Annotated in this window: 22 protein-coding genes; 11 read left to right on the top strand and 11 right to left on the bottom strand. The window is 72.8% G+C overall.

What is annotated here, in order from left to right; translation table 11 throughout:
- Positions 1-89 precede the first annotated feature (89 nt).
- Entirely contained in the window at positions 90-1,586 is a 1,497-nt protein-coding gene (locus NIE111_RS02480; RefSeq protein WP_238682878.1) for an alpha,alpha-trehalose-phosphate synthase (UDP-forming), read from the top strand.
- Positions 1,587-1,606: 20 nt separating this feature from the next.
- Here the strand turns inward: NIE111_RS02480 and NIE111_RS02475 are convergent, their stop codons facing one another.
- From NIE111_RS02475 to NIE111_RS02450, 6 genes are all read right to left on the bottom strand, one after another.
- Entirely contained in the window at positions 1,607-2,401 is a 795-nt protein-coding gene (locus NIE111_RS02475) for an alpha/beta hydrolase (protein WP_238682877.1), read from the bottom strand.
- Between the two features lie 23 nt (positions 2,402-2,424).
- On the bottom strand, positions 2,425-3,831 hold the full coding sequence (locus tag NIE111_RS02470; RefSeq protein WP_238682833.1) for a flavin-containing monooxygenase: 1,407 nt from the start codon (positions 3,829-3,831) through the stop codon (positions 2,425-2,427).
- A gap of 118 nt (positions 3,832-3,949) precedes the next feature.
- Positions 3,950-4,642 carry an endonuclease/exonuclease/phosphatase family protein gene (locus tag NIE111_RS02465; RefSeq protein WP_372488270.1) on the bottom strand — a complete coding sequence of 231 codons (693 nt, stop codon included), beginning with the start codon at positions 4,640-4,642 and terminating at the stop codon, positions 3,950-3,952.
- An 11-nt stretch (positions 4,643-4,653) separates the two neighbouring features.
- Entirely contained in the window at positions 4,654-5,601 is a 948-nt protein-coding gene (locus NIE111_RS02460) for an ROK family glucokinase (protein ID WP_238682832.1), read from the bottom strand.
- 76 nt (positions 5,602-5,677) lie between these two features.
- Positions 5,678-6,382, bottom strand: a complete 705-nt coding sequence (locus tag NIE111_RS02455; protein ID WP_238682831.1) for a hypothetical protein — start codon at positions 6,380-6,382, stop codon at positions 5,678-5,680.
- Positions 6,383-6,413: 31 nt separating this feature from the next.
- Positions 6,414-6,869 (bottom strand): SRPBCC family protein, encoded by a 456-nt coding sequence (locus NIE111_RS02450; RefSeq protein WP_238682830.1) that lies wholly within the window; start codon positions 6,867-6,869, stop codon positions 6,414-6,416.
- Positions 6,870-6,987: 118 nt separating this feature from the next.
- On the opposite strand from NIE111_RS02450, the gene NIE111_RS02445 reads away from it, so the two are divergent.
- The 7 genes from NIE111_RS02445 (at position 6,988) to NIE111_RS02415 (ending at position 15,223) form a co-directional block, all read left to right on the top strand.
- The gene (locus tag NIE111_RS02445) at positions 6,988-8,802 is read left to right on the top strand and encodes an AMP-dependent synthetase/ligase (RefSeq protein WP_238682829.1); all 1,815 of its coding nucleotides are present in this window, start codon (positions 6,988-6,990) and stop codon (positions 8,800-8,802) included.
- Positions 8,803-8,816: 14 nt separating this feature from the next.
- The gene (locus tag NIE111_RS02440) at positions 8,817-10,508 is read left to right on the top strand and encodes a sensor histidine kinase (RefSeq protein ID WP_238682828.1); all 1,692 of its coding nucleotides are present in this window, start codon (positions 8,817-8,819) and stop codon (positions 10,506-10,508) included.
- A gap of 7 nt (positions 10,509-10,515) precedes the next feature.
- Positions 10,516-11,184, top strand: a complete 669-nt coding sequence (locus tag NIE111_RS02435) for a response regulator transcription factor (protein ID WP_030337723.1) — start codon at positions 10,516-10,518, stop codon at positions 11,182-11,184.
- A gap of 142 nt (positions 11,185-11,326) precedes the next feature.
- A complete protein-coding gene (locus NIE111_RS02430) occupies positions 11,327-12,136 on the top strand; it encodes an SAM-dependent methyltransferase (RefSeq protein WP_238682875.1) in 810 nt (269 codons plus the stop codon).
- A gap of 79 nt (positions 12,137-12,215) precedes the next feature.
- Positions 12,216-13,874, top strand: coding sequence for a putative bifunctional diguanylate cyclase/phosphodiesterase (locus tag NIE111_RS02425; protein ID WP_238682874.1), 1,659 nt, complete (start codon positions 12,216-12,218; stop codon positions 13,872-13,874).
- Positions 13,875-13,955: 81 nt separating this feature from the next.
- A complete protein-coding gene (locus NIE111_RS02420) occupies positions 13,956-14,540 on the top strand; it encodes a TetR/AcrR family transcriptional regulator (protein ID WP_238682827.1) in 585 nt (194 codons plus the stop codon).
- 20 nt (positions 14,541-14,560) lie between these two features.
- On the top strand, positions 14,561-15,223 hold the full coding sequence (locus NIE111_RS02415) for a lysophospholipid acyltransferase family protein (RefSeq protein ID WP_238682826.1): 663 nt from the start codon (positions 14,561-14,563) through the stop codon (positions 15,221-15,223).
- A gap of 13 nt (positions 15,224-15,236) precedes the next feature.
- On the opposite strand, the gene NIE111_RS02410 is transcribed toward NIE111_RS02415, so the two are convergent.
- From NIE111_RS02410 to NIE111_RS02400, 3 genes are all read right to left on the bottom strand, one after another.
- Entirely contained in the window at positions 15,237-16,361 is a 1,125-nt protein-coding gene (locus NIE111_RS02410; RefSeq protein ID WP_238682825.1) for a glycosyltransferase family 4 protein, read from the bottom strand.
- Entirely contained in the window at positions 16,358-17,617 is a 1,260-nt protein-coding gene (locus NIE111_RS02405) for a M48 family metalloprotease (protein WP_238682824.1), read from the bottom strand. Before NIE111_RS02405 ends, NIE111_RS02410 begins: the two co-directional genes overlap by 4 nt.
- Before the next feature lie 102 nt (positions 17,618-17,719).
- On the bottom strand, positions 17,720-17,938 hold the full coding sequence (locus NIE111_RS02400) for a hypothetical protein (RefSeq protein WP_196918964.1): 219 nt from the start codon (positions 17,936-17,938) through the stop codon (positions 17,720-17,722).
- Positions 17,939-18,168: 230 nt separating this feature from the next.
- On the opposite strand from NIE111_RS02400, the gene NIE111_RS02395 reads away from it, so the two are divergent.
- A complete protein-coding gene (locus tag NIE111_RS02395; protein ID WP_238682823.1) occupies positions 18,169-18,702 on the top strand; it encodes a hypothetical protein in 534 nt (177 codons plus the stop codon).
- 124 nt (positions 18,703-18,826) lie between these two features.
- On the opposite strand, the gene NIE111_RS02390 is transcribed toward NIE111_RS02395, so the two are convergent.
- Entirely contained in the window at positions 18,827-19,546 is a 720-nt protein-coding gene (locus NIE111_RS02390; protein WP_238682822.1) for a DinB family protein, read from the bottom strand.
- Positions 19,547-19,687: 141 nt separating this feature from the next.
- Positions 19,688-21,142, bottom strand: a complete 1,455-nt coding sequence (locus NIE111_RS02385) for an NYN domain-containing protein (protein ID WP_238682821.1) — start codon at positions 21,140-21,142, stop codon at positions 19,688-19,690.
- A gap of 127 nt (positions 21,143-21,269) precedes the next feature.
- Between NIE111_RS02385 and NIE111_RS02380 the strand changes: the two genes are divergently transcribed.
- Both NIE111_RS02380 and NIE111_RS02375 read left to right on the top strand, forming a co-directional pair.
- Complete coding sequence (locus tag NIE111_RS02380) at positions 21,270-23,024, top strand: DEDD exonuclease domain-containing protein (RefSeq protein ID WP_238682820.1); 1,755 nt, start codon at positions 21,270-21,272, stop codon at positions 23,022-23,024.
- A gap of 126 nt (positions 23,025-23,150) precedes the next feature.
- Positions 23,151-24,941 (top strand): RelA/SpoT family protein, encoded by a 1,791-nt coding sequence (locus NIE111_RS02375; RefSeq protein WP_238682873.1) that lies wholly within the window; start codon positions 23,151-23,153, stop codon positions 24,939-24,941.
- Positions 24,942-24,976: the final 35 nt, after the last annotated feature.

Below are 24,976 nucleotides of genomic sequence, written 5' to 3'. Positions count from 1 at the left end.
GGAATACCGCTGTACGTCACTTCCCCCGCTGACTGACCGGTTTTTCCTTGCTCGCGGCGGTCAGTCCTCTGCTGATCGGAATGCCCGAGATGCGACAGAGTTCTCTCGTGGTGGTGGCCAACCGCCTCCCCATCGACGACAATCAGGCCCCCGACGGGGCCTGCGAGTGGCGGCGCAGCCCGGGCGGGTTGGTCAGCGCGCTGCACCCGCTCCTGAGGCACACACCGGCGACCTGGGTCGGCTGGGCCGGTGGCACCGGGCCTGCCCCCGCCCTGCCGGACGTCGACGGCGTGCGGATGCACACCGTCGCGCTCAGCCCGGAAGACCTGCGCGACCACTACGAGGGGTTCGCCAACGCCACCCTCTGGCCGCTCTACCACGACTCCGTCGAGCAGCCGCAGCACCACCGCCGGTGGTGGGAGGCGTACCAGCGGGTCAACCAGCGCTTCGCCGAGGCGACAGCGGAGGTGGCCGAGCAGGGCGGGGTGGTCTGGGTGCAGGACTACCACCTGCAACTGGTCCCCGGTCTGCTGCGCGCGCTCCGCCCGGACCTGCGCATCGGCTTCTTCCTGCACGTGCCGTTCCCGCCACCGGAGCTGTTCATGCAACTGCCCCGCCGGGCCGAACTGCTGCGCGGCATGCTCGGCGCCGACCTGGTCGGCTTCCAGCGGGTGCAGGCGGCGCACAACTTCGCCCAGTTGGTGACCCGGGTGCTGGACCTGCCGGCCACCGACCGGCGGATCGGCGTCGACGACCGGGTCGTCCGCATCGGCGCGTTCCCGGTCTCCATCGACACCGCCGAGATGGCAGCGCTCGCCGACCGTCCGGACGTGGCCGCCCGGGCCCACCGGCTCCGTCAGGATCTCGGCGATCCCCGGCAGGTCGTCCTCAGCGTGGACCGGATGGACTACACGAAGGGCATCGAGCAGCGCCTCAAGGCGTACAGCGAGTTGCTCGCCAGCGGCGACGTCAAGGTCCGCGACACGGTGCTGGTGCAGGTCGCCATGCCGAGCCGGGAACGCGTCGGCCAGTACCAGATCCTCCGTGAGCGCATCGAACGCGAAGTCGGCCGGATCAACGGCGAGTTCGGCCGGGTCGGTGAGCCGGCGATCCACTACCTCACCCAGCCCTTCGACCGGGCCGAGCTGGCCGCGCTCTACCGGGTCGCCGACGTGATGGCGGTGACCCCGTTGCGCGACGGAATGAACCTGGTCGCCAAGGAGTACGTGGCCGCGCGGGTCGACGACACCGGCGCGCTGCTGCTCAGCGAGTTCGCCGGCACCGCCGCCGAGCTGTCCCAGGCGTACCTGGTCAACCCGCACGACCTGGAAGGGCTCAAGCAGGGCCTGCGCGCGGCGCTGCGGGCCGACCCGGCCGACACCACCCAGCGAATGCGCGGCATGCGCGCCCACCTGCACACACACGACATCCGAGCCTGGGCCCGCTCCTACCTTCGCGCCCTGGACGAGGGCGGCGGCCTGATCAGTCGCCTGACCAGCACCGACACCGGTTCCGACGGCGCCGCTCGGGTGCCCCGACCGGCCACCCCGGCTGGCAGCCCGGCCGTCCACCAGGCCGGCGGCTGACCGCCGGCGGCCCGGGCTGGTCAGTGCGCCACCGGCTCCTTCTCCAGCCAGTCCAGGATCGCGTCGATCGGCTCCGCCCACCGCGCGTCCAGCATCAGGTCGTGGCCCATTCCGGGAAAGAGCAGCGGGGCCGACCCGTACCGGCGGGCCACCCGGGTCAACGTCGACGCCGGCACCACCCGGTCGTCCGGGCTACCCAGCACCAACACCGGGGGCGCGCCAACGGCCGGCTCGGCCTCCGGCTCACCCAGCAGCGCCCACTGGGCCCGCCGACCCGCCCGACCGAGGCGTCCGACATACCGCCGGGCCTCATCGTCGGGCAACTCGCGGCTGAACAACTGCCCCCGGTTGAGCCGCAACGGCCCGCCGAACACCGCCGGCAACGTGCCCGCCGGGTTGCGGCGCAACGCCGCGCCGAGCACTCCCCAGCCGCCGAAGACCGGCGCCACCAGCACCGCGCCCCGCGCCGGGTAGCGGGCCAACGCGTGCGCCACCACCAGGGCTCCGGCGCCGTGCCCCACCAGCACCGCCTGCCGAGGCAGGCTCGCGGCCACCTGGACCACATCGTGGGCGTACGCCCGCAGCGTCGCCTCCGGCGCCGGCTCGCTGCCACCGTGCCCCCGCAGGCTCACCGCGTACGCCGGGAACCCTCGCGACGCCACGTGACCCAACCAGTGCTCGGCGAACGCCCACGCGCCATGCCCGAACCCGGGTACGAACAGCAGCGGCGGACGCCCCTGCTCCAGCTCGGGGACGGCGCTGAGCACCTCCCGCCGGGCCGGCCGCACCGGCCGGGACCACTCCCGGCCCCGCATGATCCGCAGCTCACTCCTCGCGCTCACTTGCCCTCCAGCTCGACCAGGGCGCGTTGGATGGCGCGCAGATAGTCGGCGTGCCCGACCTCGAACCAGTGCCGGCTGCTGTCCTTGACCGGCCCGGAGTACCGCTCCCCCGCCCGGTCCCGTACCCGCTGCGCGAACGCCGTGGCCCGTTCCGGCCGGTCCCGACGGGCCTGTAGCAGCCGGGCGAACAGCACCGTCTGCCAGTGCGACAGGGTGAACAGCCCGGAGTCCGGTTGCAGCAGGCCGGCGACGGCCAAGGTCGGATGCCCCGGGGTGAACGCGTTGAGCCACAGCGTGGGCCGACCCGCGCCCGCGCTGTCTCCGAACACCGACGCGTCGAGGAACTCGAAGCGCGGCAGGTAACCGGTGGCGAAGACGACCACCTCGGGGTCGATCTCGCGGCCGTCGGCCAACTCCACCGCGTACGGGTGGAACCGGGCGACGTCCGGCACCGGGCCGATCCCGCCGTGGCCCACGTAGTAGACGAGCTGACTGTTCGCGATCGGGTGCGTCTCGTACACCCGGTGGTCGGGCTTGGGCAGGCCGAAGCGGGTCAGGTCGCCGACGGTCAGCCGCAGCGTCCAGTGGTAGAGCCACTGCCGCACCCGCAGCGGCACCCGCAGCGCCAACAGGCTGTCGTTGACCTGGTCGGCGGGGCGACCGAGCACGAACTTCGGCGCGTACCAGTAACCCCGGCGGGTGGAGTGCCAGCAGCGCGATGCCTGCTGGGCGGCCTCGACGGCGATGTCGCAGCCGGTGTTGCCGGCGCCGACGACCAGCACCCGCTTGCCGCGCAGCTGCGCCGGGTCCTTGTAGGACGAGGCGTGCATGATCTCGCCGCGGAACTGTTCGAGGCCCTCGTAGCGGGGCAGCTTCGGCGACCAGTTGTGGCCGTTGGCGATCACCACGGCGGCGTACCGGGCGGTGCGCTCGGGGCCGTACCCGCCGGTGGAGCGGGTGGTCACGTCCCACCGGTCGCCCTCGACGGGCTGGACCCGGATCACCTCGGTGCCGAACCAGATGTGCGATCGCAGGTCGAAGTGGTCGGCGTAGCGCTCGAAGTAGGACAGCAGCTGACTGTGGTGCGGGTAGTCGGGCCAGGAGTCCGGCATCGGGAAGTCGGGGAACTGGGTGAACGGCTTCGACGAGATCAGGTGGGTGCTGGCGTACACGGGGCTGCGGTCGTGCCGCCAGTTCCAGGCGCCGCCGACGCCCGTCTCCCGCTCGTAGCAGTCAACGCCGAAACCGTGCTCACGCAGGTTCTTGATGGCCGTCAGGCCGCTGGCCCCGGCCCCGATGACGCAGACCGTGTCGCCCCGGTCGGAGACCGGGCGGCCCTCGCTGTTCGCCGCGGGCGTGGTCGCCTCCGGGTCGGGCCGGCCGTGGTCGGTGGAGGTGGACACCGGGGACATCTCCTTTTGGTACGGCAGGCGTGCCGGTCGCCGCGAAATCCTCTCCACAACCGGGCCGGATGTCCAGTCCTGGGGCCGGATGCGCCGACGGTCGAGCCGGGGTCGGGGGTCAGCCGGTGGCGGGTAGCAGCAGGTCGACCAGGACCGGGAAGTGGTCGCTGGCCCGACGGGTCTGCGGGGTGTCCACCACGTCGTAGTCGACAACTGTGATCCGCGGGTCGACGAAGAGCGCGTCGATACGTCGGCGCGGGTCGGCGCAGGAGTAGGTGAGCCGCTCGGCCCGGTCGGCCGCCACCGCCGCGTCGGTCAACCCACGCGACACGGTGGCCCAGGCCGGCCCGTCCGGACCCTCGTTGAGGTCCGCCCCGGCCAGCACCGGGCTGGTCGCCGCCTCCAGGCCACGCTTGAGCTCGGTGGCCTGGGAGGGCCGCTCGGCCGGGTCGGTGGACAGGTGCGAGCCGGCGAGGGTGAACCGGGCGTCACCGACCCGGCAGTCGGCGTACGCGGCCCCGCGCAGGTGCCGACCGGGGGTCAGCGGGAAACGCTGGCATCGGGTGCCCAGCACCTGGACCCGCAGACTGGTCAGCAGCAGGTTGCCCAGGGCGGGCAGCCCACCAGCGGCCACCACCAGGCCGAACGACTCGGCCAACGTGGCGGACTTCTGCCGCCACCGGAACCGGCGCGGCCCCTCCTGCACGATCACCACGTCCGGCGTCGCGGCCCGGACCACCGCAGCCAGCGCGGCGGTGTCGTCGCGCTGGCTGTGGATGTTGTACGACACCACGCGCAGTGGCACGCCCATCCCGGACCGCCTCAGATCCGGCGGGCCAGGTCAGCGGCGCCGATCACCCCGGCGCTGTTGCCCAGCTCCGCCGGGAGCACCTCGGCCACCGGCAGGCGACCGCGCTGGGCGAGCGCGTCGAGGTACGAGCGGCGGGTGGGACCGAGCAGCAGGTCACCGGCGTCGATCACGCCACCGCCGACCACCAGGGTCTGCGGGTCGAGGATCTGTGCCATGTCGGCGAGGCTGGTGCCCAGCCACCGGCCGATCTGGGCGAACGCCTCGGCGGAGACCGGGTCGCCGCCCTGCGCGGCGGCGGTCACCATCGGGCCGGTGATCGCCTCGGCCTCACCGCCGGCCAGCTTCAGCAGGGCGGTGGCCCGGTTGGGCTCCTGCCGGGCGCCGGCACGGGCGAACCGCACCAGGGCGCTGCCGCTGGCGTACTGCTCGATGCAGCCCAGCCGGCCGCAGCCGCACTGGTGCCCGTCCGGCACGGCAAGCATGTGGCCCAACTCCGCGGCGATGCCGTGCGCGCCGCGCATCAGGTCGCCACCGAGGACGATGCCGCCACCCACACCGGTGCCGATGGTGAACATGATCATCGAGTCGTCGGCGTCGCGGGCCGCGCCGTAGCGGAACTCGGCCCACGCGGCGACGTTCCCGTCGTTCTCCACGATCACGGGCAGCCCGACGGCCTCGCTGACGTACTCGCGCAGCGGTTCGTCACGCCAGGCCAGGTTGGGAGCGAAGAGCACAGTCGAACGGTTGGCGTCGATCCAACCGGCCGCGCCGATGCCGACGGCCTCGATGGTCCGCCCGGCAGCCAGCTCGCCGACCAACTCGATGATGACGTCGCGGGTCTTGGCCACGTCATCGGCGGGAGTGTCCCGTCGGGTCTGCACGAGGACCGTGCCGGTGTCGTCCACGACACCGCCGGCCACCTTCGTGCCACCGACGTCGACTCCGATGGTCAGCGTCACCGCTACCGCCCCCCTCTGCTGTGCTGTCCGGCCCAGGTTCCGGCCCAGTGCCGGTCCGGGTCGGAAGGTCCCGCGCTCAGGCGCCGTCGCCCGATGCTTCCGCGTCGGCGTCATCGGGCACCCGCGAGGCGGGCACCACGGGACGGGTGGTCGGTGCCGGTACGGTCGCCGTCCCGGCCTCGTCGACGGGTGGTACGGCGGCCGGGGCGAGTGGGTCCGCCGTCCGGGTGGCGACCGACCAGACATCCCGCTCCGGCGCCGGCTGAGAATCATGCCCGGTACGGGTGGCATCGCGCCACACGTGGTCGTCGACTGTCGCTGTGGGCGGGGCGCTCGGGGGTGGCTCGGGGAGCACGCCGTCGCTGCTCGCGGCGGGTGCCGGCGAGGGCGGGGTGGTCGGCTCGGCGGCCGGCTCGGCGGGGCTCGGCGCGGACGGTTCCGGCGGGGAGAACGCGCGGAGCAGGCTGGCGACGCCCGCGGCGAGGTCACCGGCGCCGGTCGCGAGCCGTTCGGCGAATTCCGGACTCGGGTCCCGCAACGCGGCGATGCCCCGACAGACCGGGCAGACGCAGCATTCGGCCGAACCGGTGGCGAAAGCACCACCGGCGCCGGAGCGGGCGTCCGGGCCCGCGCTGTGACCGAGGACACCGGACAGCATCCCGCCCAACGAGCCGAACGCGCCGCCCGCCGAGCCGGCGGAGGCCAGTCGCGCCCCCGCCAGCAGGGTGGCGACCAGTCGCTCCGCCTCTTCCCGGGCCGAACCCGGATCCGTTCCACCCACCGTCGGCTCCTCTACCGTGCCACCGGACACGTCACTGCGCCGCACCGGTTGCTTCTACCCGGCGCTTGAGCTGCTTCAACGCGGTGTCCATGATCATCTTTTCGGCTTTGCGCCGAAACATCCCGAGCATGCCGACCGACAGGTCGACCTCCAGCGTGTAGGTCACCGTCGTGCTGCCGTCCGGGTTACCCACCAGGTCGTACGAACCACGCTGGGCCTTCTGCATCTTCGAGGGGGCGACCAGGTGCCACTCGATCCGGGACAGGTCCTCGGCGTACTCGTAGGCGAGCACGTACTCGTCGGCCATCACCCCGGCGTCGATGGTGAAACGCACCTGACTGGGGTAGCCGTCCTCGTACTCCTCGACGACCTCGGCGCGACGCACCGCGTCGGTCCACTCCGGGTAGCGCGCGAAGTCGCAGATGACCGCCGTCACCCGATCCGGTGCGGCGCCGATGATGATCGACTGGGTGGAGGAGTCCGCCATGGGGGGAGGCTACCCGCCTCCTGGTTGTCTCACCCCGACCGCCCGCCGGGTAGGTTTCGACACATGCCGACGCCACGGCGGCGGCCGGCCCAACCAGTGCGAGCACGAAGGAGTGCAGGTGCGCGAGTTCTCCGTCCCGCCGATCGTCACCGTTGGCGACGCGGCCAACCTCACCGATCCGGTCTGGGACAACGCCGAAGTCGCGCCCGACACCGTCCAGTTCGCCCGCCCCACCCCGCGCTCCGACGGCACCGTCACCGAATGGACCGACGTGACCTGCCTCCAGTTCCGCGACGAGGTGGCCGCCGTGGCCCGCGGGCTGATCGCCGCCGGCATCGAGCCCGGTGTCCGGGTCGGGCTGATGAGCCGCACCCGCTACGAGTGGACGCTGCTCGACTACGCCATCTGGACCGTCGGCGCCGTGACGGTGCCTATCTACGAGACGTCCAGCGCCGAGCAGGCCGCGTGGATCCTCGAGGACTCCAACGCGGTCGCCGTCGTGGTGGAGAGCGAGGCCCACGCCGCCCTGATCGCCGGTGTCCGGCATCGACTGCCGGAGCTGGGCCAGGTCTGGCAGATCGACAGCGGCGGGGTCGACGAGCTGGTCACCACCGGTGCCACCGTCGAGCTGGCCGAGGTCGAGCGGCGGCGCAAGGCCGTCCGCGCCGGCGACCTGGCCACGATCATCTACACCAGCGGCACCACCGGCCGGCCCAAGGGCTGCGTGCTCACCCACCGCAACATGTACGCCGACATCGCCAACGCGGTGCCGGTGCTGCCGAACCTGTTCAACGCCGGCGCGAGCACCCTGCTCTTCCTCCCGCTGGCGCACGCCTTCGCCCGACTCATCCAGATCGGCGTCGTTCAGGCGCGAGCCACCATGGCGCACTGCGCCGACACCAAGAACCTGGTCGCCGAGCTACAGGCGTTCCGGCCGACCTTCGTGCTCTCCGTACCCCGGGTCTTCGAGAAGGTCTACAACGCCGCCAAGCAGAAGGCCGAGGCGGACGGCAAGGGCGGCATCTTCGCCCGCGCCGAGCAGGTCGCCATCGCGTACAGCGAGGCGCTCGAGACCCCGGGCGGCCCCGGCCTGGCGCTGCGCGCCCAGCACGTGGTCTTCGACCGGCTGGTCTACCGCAAGCTGCGCGCCGCGCTCGGCGGACGGTGCCGGGACGCGATCTCCGGCGGCGCTCCCCTCGGCGCCCGGCTCGGCCACTTCTTCCGGGGCATCGGCGTGACGGTCCTGGAGGGCTACGGCCTCACCGAGACCTCGCCCGCCGCCGCCGCGAACCTGCCCAGCGGCACCCGGATGGGCAGCGTCGGCCGTCCGCTGCCCGGCGTGACAGTGCGGATCGAGGACGACGGCGAGATCCTGATCTCCGGCGAGCTGGTCTTCCAGGGCTACTGGCGCAACGAGACAGCGACCGCCGAGACGATCAGCGCCGACGGCTGGTTCCGCACCGGCGACCTGGGCCAGCTCGACTCCGACGGCTACCTGAGCATCACCGGCCGCAAGAAGGAGCTGATCGTCACCGCCGGCGGCAAGAACGTCGCCCCGGCGGTACTGGAGGACCTGGTCCGGGCGCACCCGCTGATCAGCCAGTGTGTCGTGGTCGGTGACCGGAAGCCGTTCATCGCGGCACTGGTCACCGTCGACGAGGAGGCGCTGCCGACCTGGCTGGAGAGCGCCGGCATGCCCCTCGACACCACCATCGAGCAGCTGCGCGAGCACGAGGGCCTCCGCACGGAGATCCAGGCCGCGATCGACGCCGCGAACCAGGCCGTGTCGAAGGCCGAGGCGATCAAGGTGTTCCGGGTCCTGCCCCACGACTTCACCGAGGCGACCGGCGAGCTGACCCCGTCGCTCAAGGTCAAGCGCCAGGTTGTCCACAAGACGTACGCGGCGGAGATCGCCGATATCTACCGAGGCTGACTACCATCCGTCACGTGCCCGCATCCACAGCCACCGCCCCGCACCCGCATCCCCTCGCCGCGGCCGCCCGCGTGGTGATGCTGGCGCTGATCGCCATCCTGACCCTGTTCGCCACCCGCGACGTCACCCAGCTCTGGTGGATCGCGCTGCTGGCGGTGGCCGGGCTGCCGTCGCTGCTGGCACCGCAGCACCGGCTGGTCGGCCCGCTGAGCCGGGTGGCCGAGGTGGTGGTGCTGGGGCTGGCCGCGAGCCACGTCGCCGCTGTGGCGTCCATCGGTGGCACAGTCGACGGCCTGGGCGCCTCGGCGGTGCTGCCCTACCTGGCGGTCCCGGTGACCGTCACCGCGCTGCGCCGCCGCTTCCCGGAGGGCGCCGCGCTGCTCGTGGTCACCGCCGCGACCCTGCTGCTCAGCGGCGCGCTGACCCGGGTCGACGGTGATCTCCAGCTCGGCCAACTGGGTTACCTCGCGGTCTGCGCGCAGTGGCTGATCCTGGCGGCGCTGGGGCTCTACGCCGCCGGCACGCTACACCGGGTGATGGCGGTCCGCGGTGAGGGCAAACCCCAGCCGTACGCCGAGGCGACCCGGCTGCTGACCCAGCTGCGGACTGTGGCCCGGCAGCTGCCCGGGGCGACCCTGGATCCGGGCGGCATCTCCGAGCACCTGCTGGAGGAGCTGCGCACCGTGGCCCGCGCGGACCGGGGCGCGGTGCTGTCGGCCAGCGGCGGAGGTCGGCTCGTGGTGCTCGCCCAGGCCGGCGTCGACCGGGTTGACTGGGAGACGACGCTGGACGCGGACTCGGCGATCGCCGACGCCTGGGCCACCCAGCAGGCCACCACTGCCGCCAGGTCGCAGTCCCGCTCGCACCGCGGTGGCGACGTGTCCGCGCTGATCATTCCGCTGGTCGCCGGGGTGCGCACTGTGGGGCTGGTGGTGCTGGAGGCCGATGCCGCGCACGCGTACCCTCCGCCGGTGGTGTCCCGGGTGACAGCACTGACCCGACCAGCCGCACTGCGGCTGGAGGCGGCGCTGCTCTTCGACGAGGTGCGCTCGCTGGCCACCAACGAGGAGCGGCAGCGGCTGGCCCGGGAGATCCACGACGGGGTGGCCCAGGAACTGGTGATGGTCGGCTACGGCATCGACAACGCCCTGGCCACCGTCTTCGACGACGCCGACGAGACCGCCGAGGCCCTGCGTACGCTACGCGGGGAGGTGACGCGGGTGATCCAGGAGCTGCGGCTGAGCCTCTTCGAGCTGCGCAGCGAGGTGGACCGGCAGGGTGGGTTGGCCGCGGCGATCGCCGAGTACGCGCGCACAGTGGGCGCGTCCGGCGGGCTGCGGGTGCACCTCTCGCTGGACGAGTCCACCGCCCGGCTGCCGGCCGCCACCGAAGCCGAGTTGCTGCGCATCGCGCAGGAGGCGGTGACCAACGCGCGCAAGCACGCCGGGGCGTCGAATTTGTGGGTCACGTGTGAGGTCGACCCCCCGTACGCGCAAATAGAAGTGTCGGATGACGGTCAGGGGATGGCTGACCAGCGCCCGGACGGGCGGTACGGTCTTGCGATCATGGCCGAGAGGGCGGAACGTATCCGGGGCCGGTTGGAGATCAGGCCGCGGCAACCCAGCGGCACGACTGTGGCGGTGGTTCTCGGCACCTCGGCCCGGCGCGATAACGTGCGCGGCAGCGCAGCACCAGAAGGGGAGTAACCCGAGGATGACCACAAGTCCGATACCGGCCACCCGTACCAAGGTCCTCCTTGTCGACGATCATGACCTGATTCGCAAGGGTTTGCGGCACGCCTTCGAGCGGGACCGCCAGTTCGAGGTCGTCGGTGAGGCGGCCACGGCGGCGGAGGGAGTACGCCAGGCCGGCGCCTTGCAGCCGGACGTGGTGATCATGGATCTGCGGCTGCCCGACGGCAGCGGCCTGGAGGCCACCCGCGCACTGCGGAAGTCCAGCGCGTCGATGGGCATCGTGGTGCTGACCATGTACGCCGGCGACGACCAGCTCTTCGGCGCCCTGGAGGCCGGCGCGAGCGCCTTCGTGCCGAAGACCGCCCCGGCCGACGAGGTGGTGGCCGCCGCACGGCACGCCGCCTCCTCCCCCAGCGCGTTCACCGCGGCCGACCTGGCCGAGGCGATGAAGCGCCGGCTCGCCCCGTCCGGCCCGCAGTTGTCTCCCCGGGAGGGGCAGGTGCTGCGGCTGCTCGCCGACGGGATGAGCGTGGCGGGCATCGCCAAGCAGCTGTTCGTCAGCGAGTCCACGGCGAAGACGCACATCTCGAAGCTCTACGAGAAGCTCGGCGCGGCCAACCGGGCTCAGGCCCTGATGACCGCGCTCCGGCTGGGCCTGCTCGAGGCACCGGACGCGCCGAAGTTCTGACCTGCCTCCCGCTCGTTCGGCGGGACGACGCGACCGACGTCGGCGGGCAACCTTCGGCGCGCTATGGTCTGGCGTGCGTGGCGGGTGCACAATACCCGCGCGGGCGACGATGCTCGCGTCGCGGATTCGAGGGGTGAAACGCATGCAGCGGCCGGACTGGGCACCCGACACCATCGACATCGAGCGCCCGAGCGTCGCGCGGATGTACGACTACTACCTCGGCGGCTCACACAACTTCGCCGCCGACCGGGCCGCGGCGCAGGCCATGGTCGCCGCGGTGCCCGAGGCACCGTTGATGGCCCAGGCCAACCGGGCGTTCCTGCGCCGTGCCGTGCACCACCTCGCCGACGCCGGGATCCGGCAGTTCCTGGACATCGGTTCGGGCATCCCGACGGTCGGCAACGTGCACGAGATCGCCCAGCAGCTCGACCCGCAGTCGCGAGTGGTCTATGTGGACGTCGACCCGGTGGCGGTGGCGCACAGCCGTGAGATCCTCGCCGGCAACGAGCAGGCCGCGGTCGTGCAGGAGGACCTGCGCAACCCGGAGGCGATCCTGGCCCATCCGGACGTCCGCAAGCTGCTCGACCTGAGCCAACCGGTGGCCGTGATGGTGGTGGCCGTCCTGCACTTCGTCCCCGACGAGGACCGGCCGGCGGAGCTGCTGCGGACGCTGCGGGACGCGTTGGCGCCCGGCAGCTACCTGGTGCTGTCGCAGGCCAGCGACGACGGGCGCAGCGAGGACGAACGCGCCGAGGCGGAGCGGGTCTACCGGCGCACCGACAACCCGCTGTCGGTGCGCAGCCGCGCCGAGCTGACCGCGCTCTTCGACGGCTTCGAGCTGCTCGACCCCGGCGTGGTCTGGGTGCCCGAGTGGCGACCGGACACTCCGGAGAGCGCGGAGGACGCCGAGCGGGCGGTCTTCATGGGCGGCGTCGGGCGCCTCGGTGACTGAGTCGCCCCGGGCGAACCCCTACCCGGGGACGTTCGCCCGGGCCTGGGCGAAGGCGGTCTCCGGTACCAGCTACCTACCGATGACCCAGGCCCAGTTGGAGTCCCTGCTGGACCGGCTCACCGGGCAACTGGCCGGGGCGTTGCTCACCGAGCCGTTCGACCTGCGTGCCGGGCACCGGGTCGGCGCCGAGCTGGTCGCCGCGCACATCGCCTCCGCCGAAGGGCTGGGTCGTACCGTCGAGGTCATCCAGCTCCGCCTGGTGCGCGACCTGGGCCTGGTGGCCGAGGACGTCGAGGACCGGATGGCCCGGCTGCTGGCGGCCGTGGCGACCGGCTACGCCCGCGCGCTGCGCGACCGGACGCTCGACGAGCAGGAGTCGATCCGCCGCGCCGCCATGCGGGCCCGTACGCAGGCCGAGCGGGCGCTGCGGGCCAGCGAGGCCCGGTTCCGGCATCAGGCCACCCACGACCCGCTCACCGGTCTGCCCAACCGGACGCTGTTCACCGAACGGCTCGCCGCGGCGCTCAACGAGCCGGGCCGGGGCGCGCAGCGGGTCGGGGTGTGCTTCCTGGACCTGGACCGCTTCAAGGTGGTCAACGACACGCTGGGGCACCAGATCGGCGACCTGCTGCTGGCCACTGTGGCCGAGCGGCTGCGCAAGGCCATGGGCGAGCACCTGGTGGCCCGGCTCGGTGGCGACGAGTTCGTCATCCTGGTGGAACACACCGCCGGCACCGACGACATGGTGGCGGTGGCCGAGACCGCGCTCGCCGCGGTACGCACACCGGCGCTGGTCGACGGGCACGAGCTGCAGATCTCGGCGAGCATCGGCATCGTCGAGCGCCAGGTGGCCGGGGCCAACCCGACCGACCTGATGCGGGCCGCCGACAGCACCCTGCACTGGGCGAAGTCCGCCGGTGGGGCGCGCTGGGCGCTCTACGACGCCGAGCGCAACCAACGTGAACTGGCCCGCTACGCGCTCTCCGCGGCCATCCCGGCGGCGTTGGAGCGGGGCGAGTTCTACCTCGACTACCAGCCGCTGACCTCGCTGCGCGATGGCAGCCTGGTCGGCGTGGAGGCGCTGGTCCGCTGGCGGCACCCCGAGTTGGGGGTGCTACGCCCGGACAGCTTCATCGGGTTGGCCGAGGAGACCGGCCTGATCGTCCAGCTGGGCGGTTGGGTGTTGGCCGAGGCGTGCCGCGAGGCCGAGGCGTGGTCGGCCGGGGGTGTCACCGCGCCCTTCGTCAGCGTCAACCTGGCGGTACGGCAGGTGCACCGGCCCGGGTTGGTGCAGGAGGTCCGCGCGCTGCTGCGGCAGACCGGCCTGCCACCGGAACGGCTCCAACTGGAGATCACCGAGAGCACGATGATGAGCACCGCCGAGGAGCCGGTCCGCGCCCTGCGGGTCCTTGCCGACCTCGGGGTACGCATCGCCATCGACGACTTCGGCACCGGCTACAGCAACCTGGCGTACCTGCGGGACCTGCCGGTGACCGAGCTGAAGGTGGCCGGGGAGTTCGTGGCCGGCCTGCGCTCGCCCTCCGTCGGCCGCACCGACGAGCGGATCCTCGCCTCGCTGGTCTCGCTGGCGCACGCGCTGGACCTGACCGTCACCGCCGAAGGTGTGGAGACCGCCGGGCAGGCCGAGCGGCTACGCGCGATCGGCTGTGACGCAGCGCAGGGCTGGCACTTCGGCCGCCCGGCCCCCGCCGATCGCATCCTGGCCCGCATCCGCTGACCCTCGGGCCCGCCCACTCCCCCAAACTGCGGCCCCACCGCCGAGGTAGACGGCGTCTACGGAAGCTGGTAGACACTGTCTATGAGCGCGGACGAGACGGGGCTGCGGGCTCGGTTGGTGGCCGCCGGTGTTGACCTGGTGCTGCGCGAGGGCCAGTCGGCGGTGTCGCTGCGGGAGATCGCCCGCCGTGCCGGGGTCTCGCACGGCGCACCGCGCCGCTACTTCCCCACCCACGTCGACCTGCTCTCCGCCATCGCCCGGGAGGGCTTCGCCGACCTCACCGCCCGGGTCGAGCGAACGCTGCGTGACCTCGGCCCGGACCCGCGTACCCGATTGACCGCGCTGGCCCGGACGTACCTGGACTTCGCGGCGGACCACCGTGGCATGTTCGAGCTGATGTTCCGCCACGACCTACTGGACAGCGGCCGACTGCGGCTGCGCGAGACGAGCCTGCCGCTGTTCGCCGTCCTGGCCGACCTGGTGGCGCAGGCGCGCCGGCCCACCGACGCGCCCGCGGCGGTGCTGGCCGGCGCGCTCTGGGCGAACCTGCACGGCATCGCCCAACTCTGGGCCTGGGGCAGCCTGCCGCTGGCCACCGGAGCCACCGACGACGACGCCCTGCTGCGCGCCGCGTTGGAGGCCCACCTCGGCCCCGCGCCCGTCTGAAACTCGACCCCGGAGGACACGTGCCCCTGCTGTACGACGTCACCAAGCTGACCGTCGGCACCGCGCTGCGGTTTGGCTGGCGGCCCCGGGTGGAAGGGCTGGAGCATCTGCCCCGACACGGCGGCGCGATCCTCGCCGGCAATCACCTGTCCGTCGCCGACGAGCTGTTCCTCGTCACCGCGACGCCCCGACACGTCACCTTCTGGGCGAAGGTCGAGTACTTCAACGGGCGGGGTCCGGGCGGCTGGCTGAACCGGCGGATCGTCGCCGGCATGGGCGCCATCCCGGTCGACCGCGCCGACGGCCGGGCCGCCCTGCGCGCCCTCGACGCCGCCGTACCGGTGCTGCGCGCCGGCGGCCTGGTCGCCGTCTACCCGGAGGGCACCCGCTCCCCGGACGGGCGGCTCTACCGGGGCCGGGTCGGGATGACCCGGCTGGCCCGCGACGCCGAAGTGCCGATCATCCCGGTCGGCGTGACCGGCACCGCCGAGGTGCTGCCTGTCGACGCGCGGCTGCCCCGTCGACACCCGATCGCCCTGCGGTTCGGCCCGCCGATCCCGGTCGCCGAGCGGATCAACGGGCCACGCGACATCCGGACGGTCACCGACGAGGTGATGGCGGCGATCCAGAAACTCACCGGCCAGGAGTACGTGCCGCACTACGCGCCCGCCCGGGAGAGCTGAACGACGGCGGCGATCAGCCGGCGAGCAGTGCCGCCATGCGTTCCGCCTGCGCCTCCCAGCGCCACTCCCGTTCCACCCACGCCCGGCCAGCCGCGCCCAGCTGACGGGCCAGGTCCCGGTCGGCGAGCAGGCGGGCGACCCGGTCGGCAAGCTGGGCGACGTCCCGACCGCGGACGACGTAGCCGGTCTCCCCCTCCCGGACCGCGTCCGGCGCGCCACCGGAATCACCTGCCACCACCGGCAGGCCGGTCGCGGATGCCTCCAGGTAGACGATGCCCAGCCCTTCGACGTCGAGGCCGCGGTTGCGGGTGCGGCACGGCATCGCGTAGACGTCACCGGCCGCGTAGTGCGCCGGCAACTCCACCGACGGCACGGTGCCGGTGAACACCACATCTCGTTCCACACCGGTCTGGCGGGCCAGCTTCTCCAGGGTCGCCCGGTACGGCCCGCCACCGACGATCAGCAGCGCCGCGTCGGGCACCTGGCGGCGGATCTCCGGCAGGGCCCGGATCAGGGTGTCCTGACCCTTGCGCGGCACCAGCCGGGACACACAGACGACCACCGGCCGGTCGGTCAACCCCAGCCGGGCCCGGACCTGTTCACCGTCCACGCTCGGGTGGTAGGTGTCCACGTCGACCCCGGGCGCGAGGCGGCGCAGCTCGGTCACCCCGTCCAGCACCCGGGCCAACCGGCTGCGGGTGTACTCGCCGAGATAGGTGGTCACGTCCACACCCCGACCGATGCGCCGCAGCGCCGGCCGGGCGGCCGGCACCGCCGCCCAACCGACCTCGTGCCCGTGGGTCTGCGCCACCACCCGGCGGATGCCGGCCCGACGCCGCAGGCCGGCCGCGAGCAGGCCCAACGGGGCCGCCGCGCCGAACCACACGGTGTCGCAGTCGTACGAGCGAGCCAACCGGGCCGCCCTGCGGGCGATCAACGGGGTCGGCAACAACACCCGGGTACGCTCCCGGATCACCTCGAACGGCTGGTCGGCGTCGAACTTCGCGGCCCCGCGCCAGCTCGACGCGTAGACGACCACCGAGCCGGCCGGTTGACGGACCGCGAGGTTGTGCACGAACGACTGGATCCCACCCGGGCGGGGCGGAAAGTCATTGGTGATCAGCAGGGTGCGGTTCATCGGCCGGCCTCCCGGGCGTACGCGCGGGCGGCGGCCATCCGCTCCACTGTCGACGGATGTGAGGCCGAATAGAGGTATTCCCAGCGGGGCGGGTCGGGGTCGCCGAGGTTGACCGAGCCGAGCCGGCGCTGCATCGACTCGAAGGACTCCGGGTCGTTGGTGAGCGCGAGCGCGTGCGCGTCGGCCCGCGCCTCCACCCGTCGGGACATCAGCGCCTGCACCGGAGCGGCAACCAGCCCGGCCACCGTGACCAGGGCGACCAGCAGTGGGAACGCACGCGGTTGGGCCACCGAGTCGACACCGGCCAGCCGCAGCAGTGGCCCCCACGAGCCGAGCAGGTAGAGCGCCACCACGGCGGCCGCGGCGCCCAGCGCCCCGGTCAGCGTGCCGGCCGCCACGTCGGAGCCCTTCGCGTGCCCCAACTCGTGCGCCACGACGGCGGTCACCTCGGCCGGGGTCGCCTCCCGCAGCAGGGTGTCGTAGACGACCACCCGTCGGGTCGGCCCGAGACCGGAGACGTACGCGTTGACCGCCCTGGTGCGCCGGGAGGCATCGGCGACCAGCACGTCACGCACCGGCACCCCGTCGCGGGCGGCCATGCTCATCAGCTCGGTGCGCAACGGGCCCTGCTCCATCGGGGTGAACCGGTTGAACACCGGCTCCACCAGCACCGGCAGCACGAACGACAGCAGCACCACCAGCACCGCCGCGCCGGCCGCACCGAACGCCCACCACCAGCGCGGCGCGAGCCGGATGACCGCGTAGAAGCCGAACAGCGCCACCGCGCCGATCACCGCGCTGACGGCGTACGACTTGAGCAGGTCGACCGCCCAGCCGCTCCAGCCGTTGGTGCTCAAGCCGTAGCGGGTGAGCACGCTCTGCCGCCAGGCGGCGAACGGGAGCGTCACCAGGTCGGCGACGAGCACCACCGCCAGCCCGCCGAGCACAGCCTGTGCTGCCCAGTGCCCACCGAACGGCCGGCCCACCAGCTCGACCAGGCGACTGCCCAGCGGGGTCAACCCGAGCGCGAGGGCGATCAGCAGCCCGACGGCGAGTGCGGCATAGCCACCGGGACGCAGCGCGGCCCGGAACTCCCGCCCCCTGGCCACCTGCTCGGCCGGAAGGTCGCGTAGCGCGGCGAGTTGGTCGGCCCGGGGTGCCGGCGGGCGGTGCCACGGGATGAGCAGCGCGGCCAGCACGACCAGCGCGAGGGTGAGCCCGGCCAGGGTCAGCAGCGCCCAGCCGCGCGGGGTCACCGCGTCACCGCCCGTTGTTCCCCGTTCATCGCGCCGCTCCTCCTGCCGTGACCGCTCATCCTATGGCCCGCGAGAAGCCCGCTTCCGGGCGCGGTGCCGCGCTCAGGCGACGCGGCGGGTGGCACGACGGCGAGCTGCCTCCGGGCGCGCGGGCGCGGCCAGCACCTCCACGTCGAAGCCAGCCCGGGCAAACACCTCGATGGCTTCGACCTCGGCGGCGACCAACCCGGCCGCCGGGGACGTCTCGTCGAACAGGGCGGTCAGCGGGCAGCCGGAACAGCCGTCGGCCCGCTTCGCGCACCCGTCGCAGTCGATGAGCATCGTGCCTCCTGATCGGCTCTCGGTGCTCGGTCGACGCCCTTTCGTCGCCGACCGAGCACCGTCGGTGACATCGACACTAACCACCGGGTACGACAGGAACCCCGTCCGACCGCCCGTTTCAGGGCTAGATCCACTCCAGATCAGCGATATCGGGGTATCCCACCCGGCCGGAACCCCGACACCGAGGAACCCGACGAACTCATGCCGATCAACCGACGGAGGGGCGTCGTTTGGCCGACCGGCCACCCGGGCACTGGGCGACGGTGGCCGACCTCGATGCTTCGTCCGTCGTGGACTTCCGGTACTCCCCTCGCCGACACCGCCGCGCCAAGGTCGTCGCTGTGCTGGGCGCCGCGGCTCTGCTGGCCGCCTACGCGGCGCTGTTCGACGAGCCCTGGTGGCAGGCACCGCTGCGGTTCGGCTGGATCGGCGCCGTCGTCGCGCTCGTCCTCAACTGGCAACTGCGCCGGCAGCCTCGTCTGCCGCTGCGGCTGACCGACGAGACGCTGCACCTGACCGGACCGAACGGCACCGGGCTCAGCATCGACTGGGTCAACATGACCAGCGCCCAGGTCCGAGGCCGCCTGGATCCGCGGCTGGTGGTCACGCCACGCGACCCGGAGCAGACCCGGCCCCCCATGCGACCCGGGCAGTGGTCGACGCCCGGACGCGGCCCCTACGAGCTGGTCGTCCGGCTCAACTGGATGACGCCGGGCCCCGACACACTGCGTCGTGAGCTGGCCCGGCGACTGCCGACCACCTGACCGGCGGCCGCCCCGAGCGCCGGCCATGCCGAGCGGTCGAACGCCGGAGCGTCGGCGCACCGGAGCCGCCGAGGCGCAGAGCCGCCGAGCGGCCGTTGGGGCGAGCGGCCGTTGGGGCGAGGTCTCAGCCCTGCGCGTCGAGGTCACGCAGGGCGAAGCGGAGGTGCTGCCACTCCTCGCCGACGATGACGTGAAGGCAGTGCAGGACCGACACCTGCTTCTCGGGCCACCAGGCGGCCGGCCGAGTCTCGGCGAGCAGCTCCGGTGTGACGGCCACGAGAAAGTCGCGCACCATCGCCTGCCGCTCGGCCCGCAGCTCGAGGGTCGCGGCGAACGTCGGCTGCTCGACGGCGAAGATCGACACGTCGAAGCCCTCCGTCTCGTACTCGGCATGGGGTTGCCCGAGCGGGTGGAAGGGCTGCGGCAGGCGCAGGATCGACTTGCCCAACCAGGTGTCGGCGGCGAACGCGAGGTGGCGCAGTGTCTGCGCGAACGACCACTCCCCGTCGATCGAGACGTCGACAGCACCCTCGGGCATGGACACGGCCCGGTCGACCGCCGCCGCCCAGGCCCGTTCGAGTGCCGCCCACGCCACCCGGAGGTCGTCCGGATTGTCGGCGTGCCGGAGGTCGCGACCGGGAAACCGCCTGTTGAGTTCGGCCTCGACCAGCGGCACGACATCGACGCCGTTGATCAGGAACGTGCCCTCGGCCAGCCACGGCGCGTCGATGTCCAGAGCATCCACATCGACGCCGCGCATCACCGCACCGGCCAGCGTCGACCTGTTGAACCGGGCACCTCGCAGGTCCCGGTCGACGAAGTCCTTGACGTCGTCCTGTGCCATGGCGACTCCCATCCCTCGGCGGTCGCGGCGATGCTAGCGCCGGGGTGGGACAGGTTGAGGCACAGCGCGACGTGGGGCGCGCCGGCCGGGCTCACCAACCCTCGCCGGGACCCGGCCCGTCGACGGGTCGGCCCGCTGCGGTCAGGAGCGGGCGAGCCGCCGTAGCAGCGAGTCCGCGCCCAGCGGGTAGGCGCCGTGCCGGCGTACCCCGTCGGCGACCTCGCGGTCCGACGAGACCACTACCACCGGCCGGCCCGCCGGCTCGGCACGGACCAGTCGCCGGATCAGCTCGTCGGCGGTCTCACCCTTGCGGGAGAAGAGCACCCGTACGCCGCGCGGCGCGGGCGGCAGCCCGTGCATCCGCTCGGCGCCGTCGAAGACCACAGTGACCTCGTCGCCGGTCTGCGCGGCGATCCCGCCCAGCCCGGTGATCAGGCGCTTGCGCTGCTGCTCCAGGGACATCTCGCCGAAGCCACGCTTGGTGACGTTGTAGCCGTCCACCACCAGGTGCGCCCGGGGCAGGGCGAGCAACTGGTCGAGCCGGGCCGGGTCGTCGGTGTCGCGGGCGCGGGCGGCGGGGCCGGCCGGGGCGGTGCCCGGCTGCTCGGCGAACGCGTCGGCGACGAAGTCGGCGGGGAGTTTGTCCACCGGGTCGAGCGCCAGCTCCCGGCGCAGCCCGACGGCGGCCTGGCCGATGGTCTCCAGGAGCAGCCAGAGCCGGGCGTCGTCGACCGAGCGGGCCTCCTTGGCGCTGGCCCGGGCCACCCCGGCGGCGGCCTCGGCCTCGGCCAGCCGGGCCCGGGCGCGGCGGAGTTCGGCGTCCACGTCGGCGCTGGCGCGGGCGGCCCGGCCTCGCTCGGTGGCCAGCAGTTCGGTGGCCTTCCGCTCGCGGGCCTGGGTCTCCCGCAGGGTGCGGGCCACCTGTCGGGACTCCTCGCGGAGCTGACCCAGCTCCTCGCGGACGCGGGCCAACTCGTCGCGGAGCTTCTCGGCCTCGACCCGGGCCACCGCGCGGTCGTGCTCGGCCCGGGTGGCCCGCTGCTCGGCCTCGCGGACCAACTCGGCGACGACCGCGCTGTCCGCCTCGGCGCGCACTGCCGCGCCGCTGGCGTCGATCAGCTCCCGCCAGCCACGGGGCCGGGCCAGGTAGGCCAGCGCGGCCACCTCGACCGGGTCGGCGGCGGCCGGTGCGGTGCCCTCGACCACTGCCGCGCCGAGGTCGCCGGCGTCGGCCAGGACCCGTGCGGTGACCCGCTGCCGGAACAGCGGGTCGGCGGTCAGCTGGGCGGCGATGACCGGCGCGCCGAGTCGGGCGCGTCGGTTGGGGGCGAACTTGGCCACCCGGCGCAACGGCACCGGGACCTCGTCGGTGGGAAGGGTGGGCAGCACCGCGGCGGTCAGCGTCACGATCCGCTGCCGGACCGGCTCGGGCAGGGTCGGCTCCGGCTCGGCGGCGGGGCCGTCACCAGTCGTCGTCGGGCCTGATGCGCCAGATGTGTCGGTGACTACGTTGTCGTCCGGGTTGCCCAGGGCCCCGTCGAGCGCGACCGGATCCTCCTGCGGGAGGTGGTCGTCGTACGGCTCGGTGAGGGGCATGTGGCAAGTCTCCCACCGCGACCGGGCCCACCGCCCGGTGAGTGAGCCGATCTCTCATCCTAGCCCCATGGTGACGGATGGGACGGCTGCGACGGGAGTGTCGGACCGGGGCGCTAGCGTGCCGCCGATGGCACAGGCGGAGTACGTCCAGGAGTCACTGGCCGGTCTCGACCCGGCGGTGGGCGGGGTGGACCCGGCGCTGCCGCTCTACGCGACGACGTTCGTGGTGGTCGACCTGGAGACCACCGGCGGCGCGCCGGACGGCGGCGGCATCACCGAGATCGGCGCGGTCAAGGTGCGCGGTGGCGAGCAGTTGGGGGTGCTGGCGACCCTGGTCAACCCGGGCCAGCCGATTCCGCCGTTCATCACGGTGCTGACCGGCATCACCCAGGCCATGCTGGTGCCGGCGCCACCGATCGAGCAGGTGCTGCCGAGCTTCCTGGAGTTCATCGACGACGCGGTGCTGGTGGCTCACAACGCCCCGTACGACGTGGGCTTCCTCAAGGCCGCCTGCGCCAAGCACGGCTACCGCTGGCCCAACCCCCGGGTCCTGGACACGGCGGCACTCGCCCGCCGGGTGCTGACCCGCGACGAGGTGCCCAACCGCAAGCTTGGCACCCTGGCCGCCTACTTCCGCACCGCCACCCAGCCCACCCACCGGGCGTTGGACGACGCGAAGGCCACTGTCGACGTGCTGCACGGGCTGATCGGTCGGCTCGGCGGGCACCGGGTGGACACTGTCGGCGACGCCATCGAGTTCGCCCGCGCTGTCTCCCCGACCCAGCGCCGCAAACGGCACCTGGCCGAAGGGCTGCCCAAGGTCCCCGGCGTCTACATCTTCCGGGCCGCCGACGACCGGCCGCTCTACGTGGGCACCTCGGTCGACATCGCCACCCGGGTGCGCAGCTACTTCACCGCCGGCGAGAAGCGCGCCCGGATCTCCGAGATGCTGGGCGCGGCCGAGCGGGTGGAGGCGGTGGAGTGCGCCCACTCGTTGGAGGCTGAGGTCCGTGAGCTGCGGTTGATCGCCGCGCACGCCCCGCCGTACAACCGCCGGTCCAAATACCCGGAACGAATGGTCTGGCTCAAGCTGACCGACGGTCCGTACCCTCGGCTGTCGATCGTCCGCGACCTCTCCCCCACCGACACCGCGTACCTCGGGCCGTTCACCTCCCGGCGGGCCGCCGAGCTGGCCGCCGCCGGTTTCCACGACGCGGTGCCGCTGCGCCAGTGCACGCACCGGCTCTCCCTACGCACCGTCACGCCAGCCTGCGCGCTGGCCGAGCTGGGTCGCTGCCCGGCGCCCTGCGAACACAAGATCACGCCCGAGGAGTACGACGACAGGGCCGCCGCGCCCTTCCGCACCGCGACGGCCAGCGATCCGCAGCCGGTGGTGGACGCGCTGCTCGCACGGATCGACGTGCTCTCCCGCGACCAGCGCTACGAGGAGGCCGCCGTGGTGCGGTTCCGCCTGGCCGCCGTGCTGCGGGCCACAGTGCGGATGCAGCGGCTGGCCGCGCTGACCGGGATCGTCGAGTTGGCCGCGGCCCGGCCGGCCGCCCGGGGCGGCTGGGAGTTGGCGCTGGTCCGGCACGGCAGACTGGCCGGCGCGGGGGTGTCCCCGCCGGGCGTGCACCCGCGTCCCACGCTGACCACGATCCGGGCCACCGCCGAGACGGTGTCGGGTGGACACGGTCCGGTGCCGGCCGCCACCGCCGAGGAGTCCGAGCGGATCCTGTCCTGGTTGGAGCGACCGGAGACCCGACTCGTCGAGATGTCCTCCGGTTGGTCCTCTCCGGCGAGTGGCGCGGGCCGCTTCCGTGACCTGCTGGCGAAGGCCGAGAGCGGCGCGTCCCACCAACTCTCGACCGAACGCTCATGACCAACTGACCGATCGGACTACGTCGACTCGCTTAGGCTGTTAGAGAAGTGCAGTCCTGCCCGATTCGTGGGCCTGCTCCCCCGCCGGGTCCCGGCGGTGCGGAGCCGGGGTGAGGAGGTGTCCCTCGTGGACGTCGACGCCGGACACGGCGCCGCCCTGGGGGGCGCCCTGCCGACACAGCCGGGTGAGCTGCCGCTCGCCCGCCGGCTGCGGTCGCTGCTCAGCTGGCCGACCACCGACTCGGACCCGGTCACCCAACTGGTCCGCACCCACCGGGGCATCCACGCCGGCACCGACCCCGCGGTGTTGCGCCGTGCCTACACGATCGCGGAAAACATGCACCGCGGGCAGTTCCGCAAGAGCGGGGAACCGTACATCACCCATCCCCTCGCGGTGGCGCAGATCTGCGCCGAGCTGGGGATGGACACCACCACCCTGGTCGCGGCGCTGCTGCACGACACCGTGGAGGACACTCGCTACACCCTCCAGGCGCTCTCCGAGGACTTCGGCGGCGAGGTGGCCCACCTGGTCGACGGGGTGACCAAGTTCGACAAGGCGTTCTACGGCAAGGCCGCCGAGGCGGAGACGGTCCGCAAGATGATCGTCGCGGCCGCCAAGGACGTCCGGGTGCTGATCATCAAGCTGGCCGACCGCCTGCACAACATGCGGACGCTCGGAGTGCGCTCCGCGTCGTCGCGGGAACGGATCGCCCGCAAGACCCAGGAGGTGCTGGTCCCGCTCTGTGATCGGCTGGGCATCCAGACGCTCAAACGCGAGCTGGACGACGTGGTGCTGCTGCACCTCGAGCCCGACGAGCACGCCCGGCTGGCCCGGCACGTGCACGATCGGCCGGGCTGGGATTCCTACCTCGACTCGGTCGTCACCCGGACCCGGGTGGCGCTGCGCCGCAGCCGGGTCGACGCCGAGGTCAGCCCCCGTCCCCGGCACCTCTACTCGATCTGGAAGGACACCATCGCCGGCGGCCACACCGCCCCGTACGACCTGCCCCGCATCGTGGTGGTGGTCGACGGCCCGGCCACCGACTGTTACGCGGCGCTGGGCGCGATCCACGGCACCTGGCGACCGGTGCCCGGCCGTTTCAAGGACTTCATCGCCTCACCGAAGAACAACCTCTACCGTTCGCTGCACACCAGCGTCTGCGGCCCTCAGGACCGCACGGTGGAGGTGCTGATCCGCACCGAGGAGATGCACCGCTCGGCCGAGTACGGCATCGCTGCCGACTTCCGGTTCCCCCGCTCCGGCAGCACCGCCGCGGCCCGTGCCGAACAGTTGGACTGGCTGCGCCGGGTGCTCGACTGGGAGCCGGACGCCGCCGATCCGGCACAGTTCTACGAGTCGCTGCGCTGCGACCTGGCCGAGGGGCAGATCCAGGTGTTCGCCGACGGACGGCAGGTCGTGCTGCCGGCCGGTGCCACGCCTGTCGATCTCGCGTACGAGCTGGGCAACGACCGGGGCGACCACTGCCTCGCCGCACGCATCAACGGTCGGCTGGCCCCGCTCAGTTCGGAGCTGGACGAGGGCGACGTGGTGGAGATCTTCACCGAGAACGACGGCGACAACGGCTTCGAGGCCGGTGTGGCGCCGCGCGGCCCCCGGCGGGAGTGGCTGACCTTCGTCAAGTCGCCGCACGCGCAGATGCAGATCAACAGGTGGTTCGCCGAGCACACCGAGCCCGGCATCACGATCAGCGACAAGGTACGCCTCGGTCGGGCCACCATCGGGCTCGCCCTGCGCCAGCACAACCGGGGCCTCGCCAGTGACCTGCCACTGCTGCGCCTTTCGGAGGAGTTGGGCTACCCCGACCTGGAGACCCTGTTGGTAGCGGTCTTCGACCGGGTGATCGAACCGGACACCGTGGTCCGCCAGCTCATCGACCTGGTCGACCATCGGCAGTGACCCGCCAGGCCCCAGCGCGACCGAGGGACATTCGT

This window comes from Micromonospora hortensis (assembly GCF_022230935.1).
Classification (GTDB): domain Bacteria; phylum Actinomycetota; class Actinomycetes; order Mycobacteriales; family Micromonosporaceae; genus Micromonospora; species Micromonospora hortensis.
This window is presented reverse-complemented; position numbering and strand designations above follow the sequence as displayed.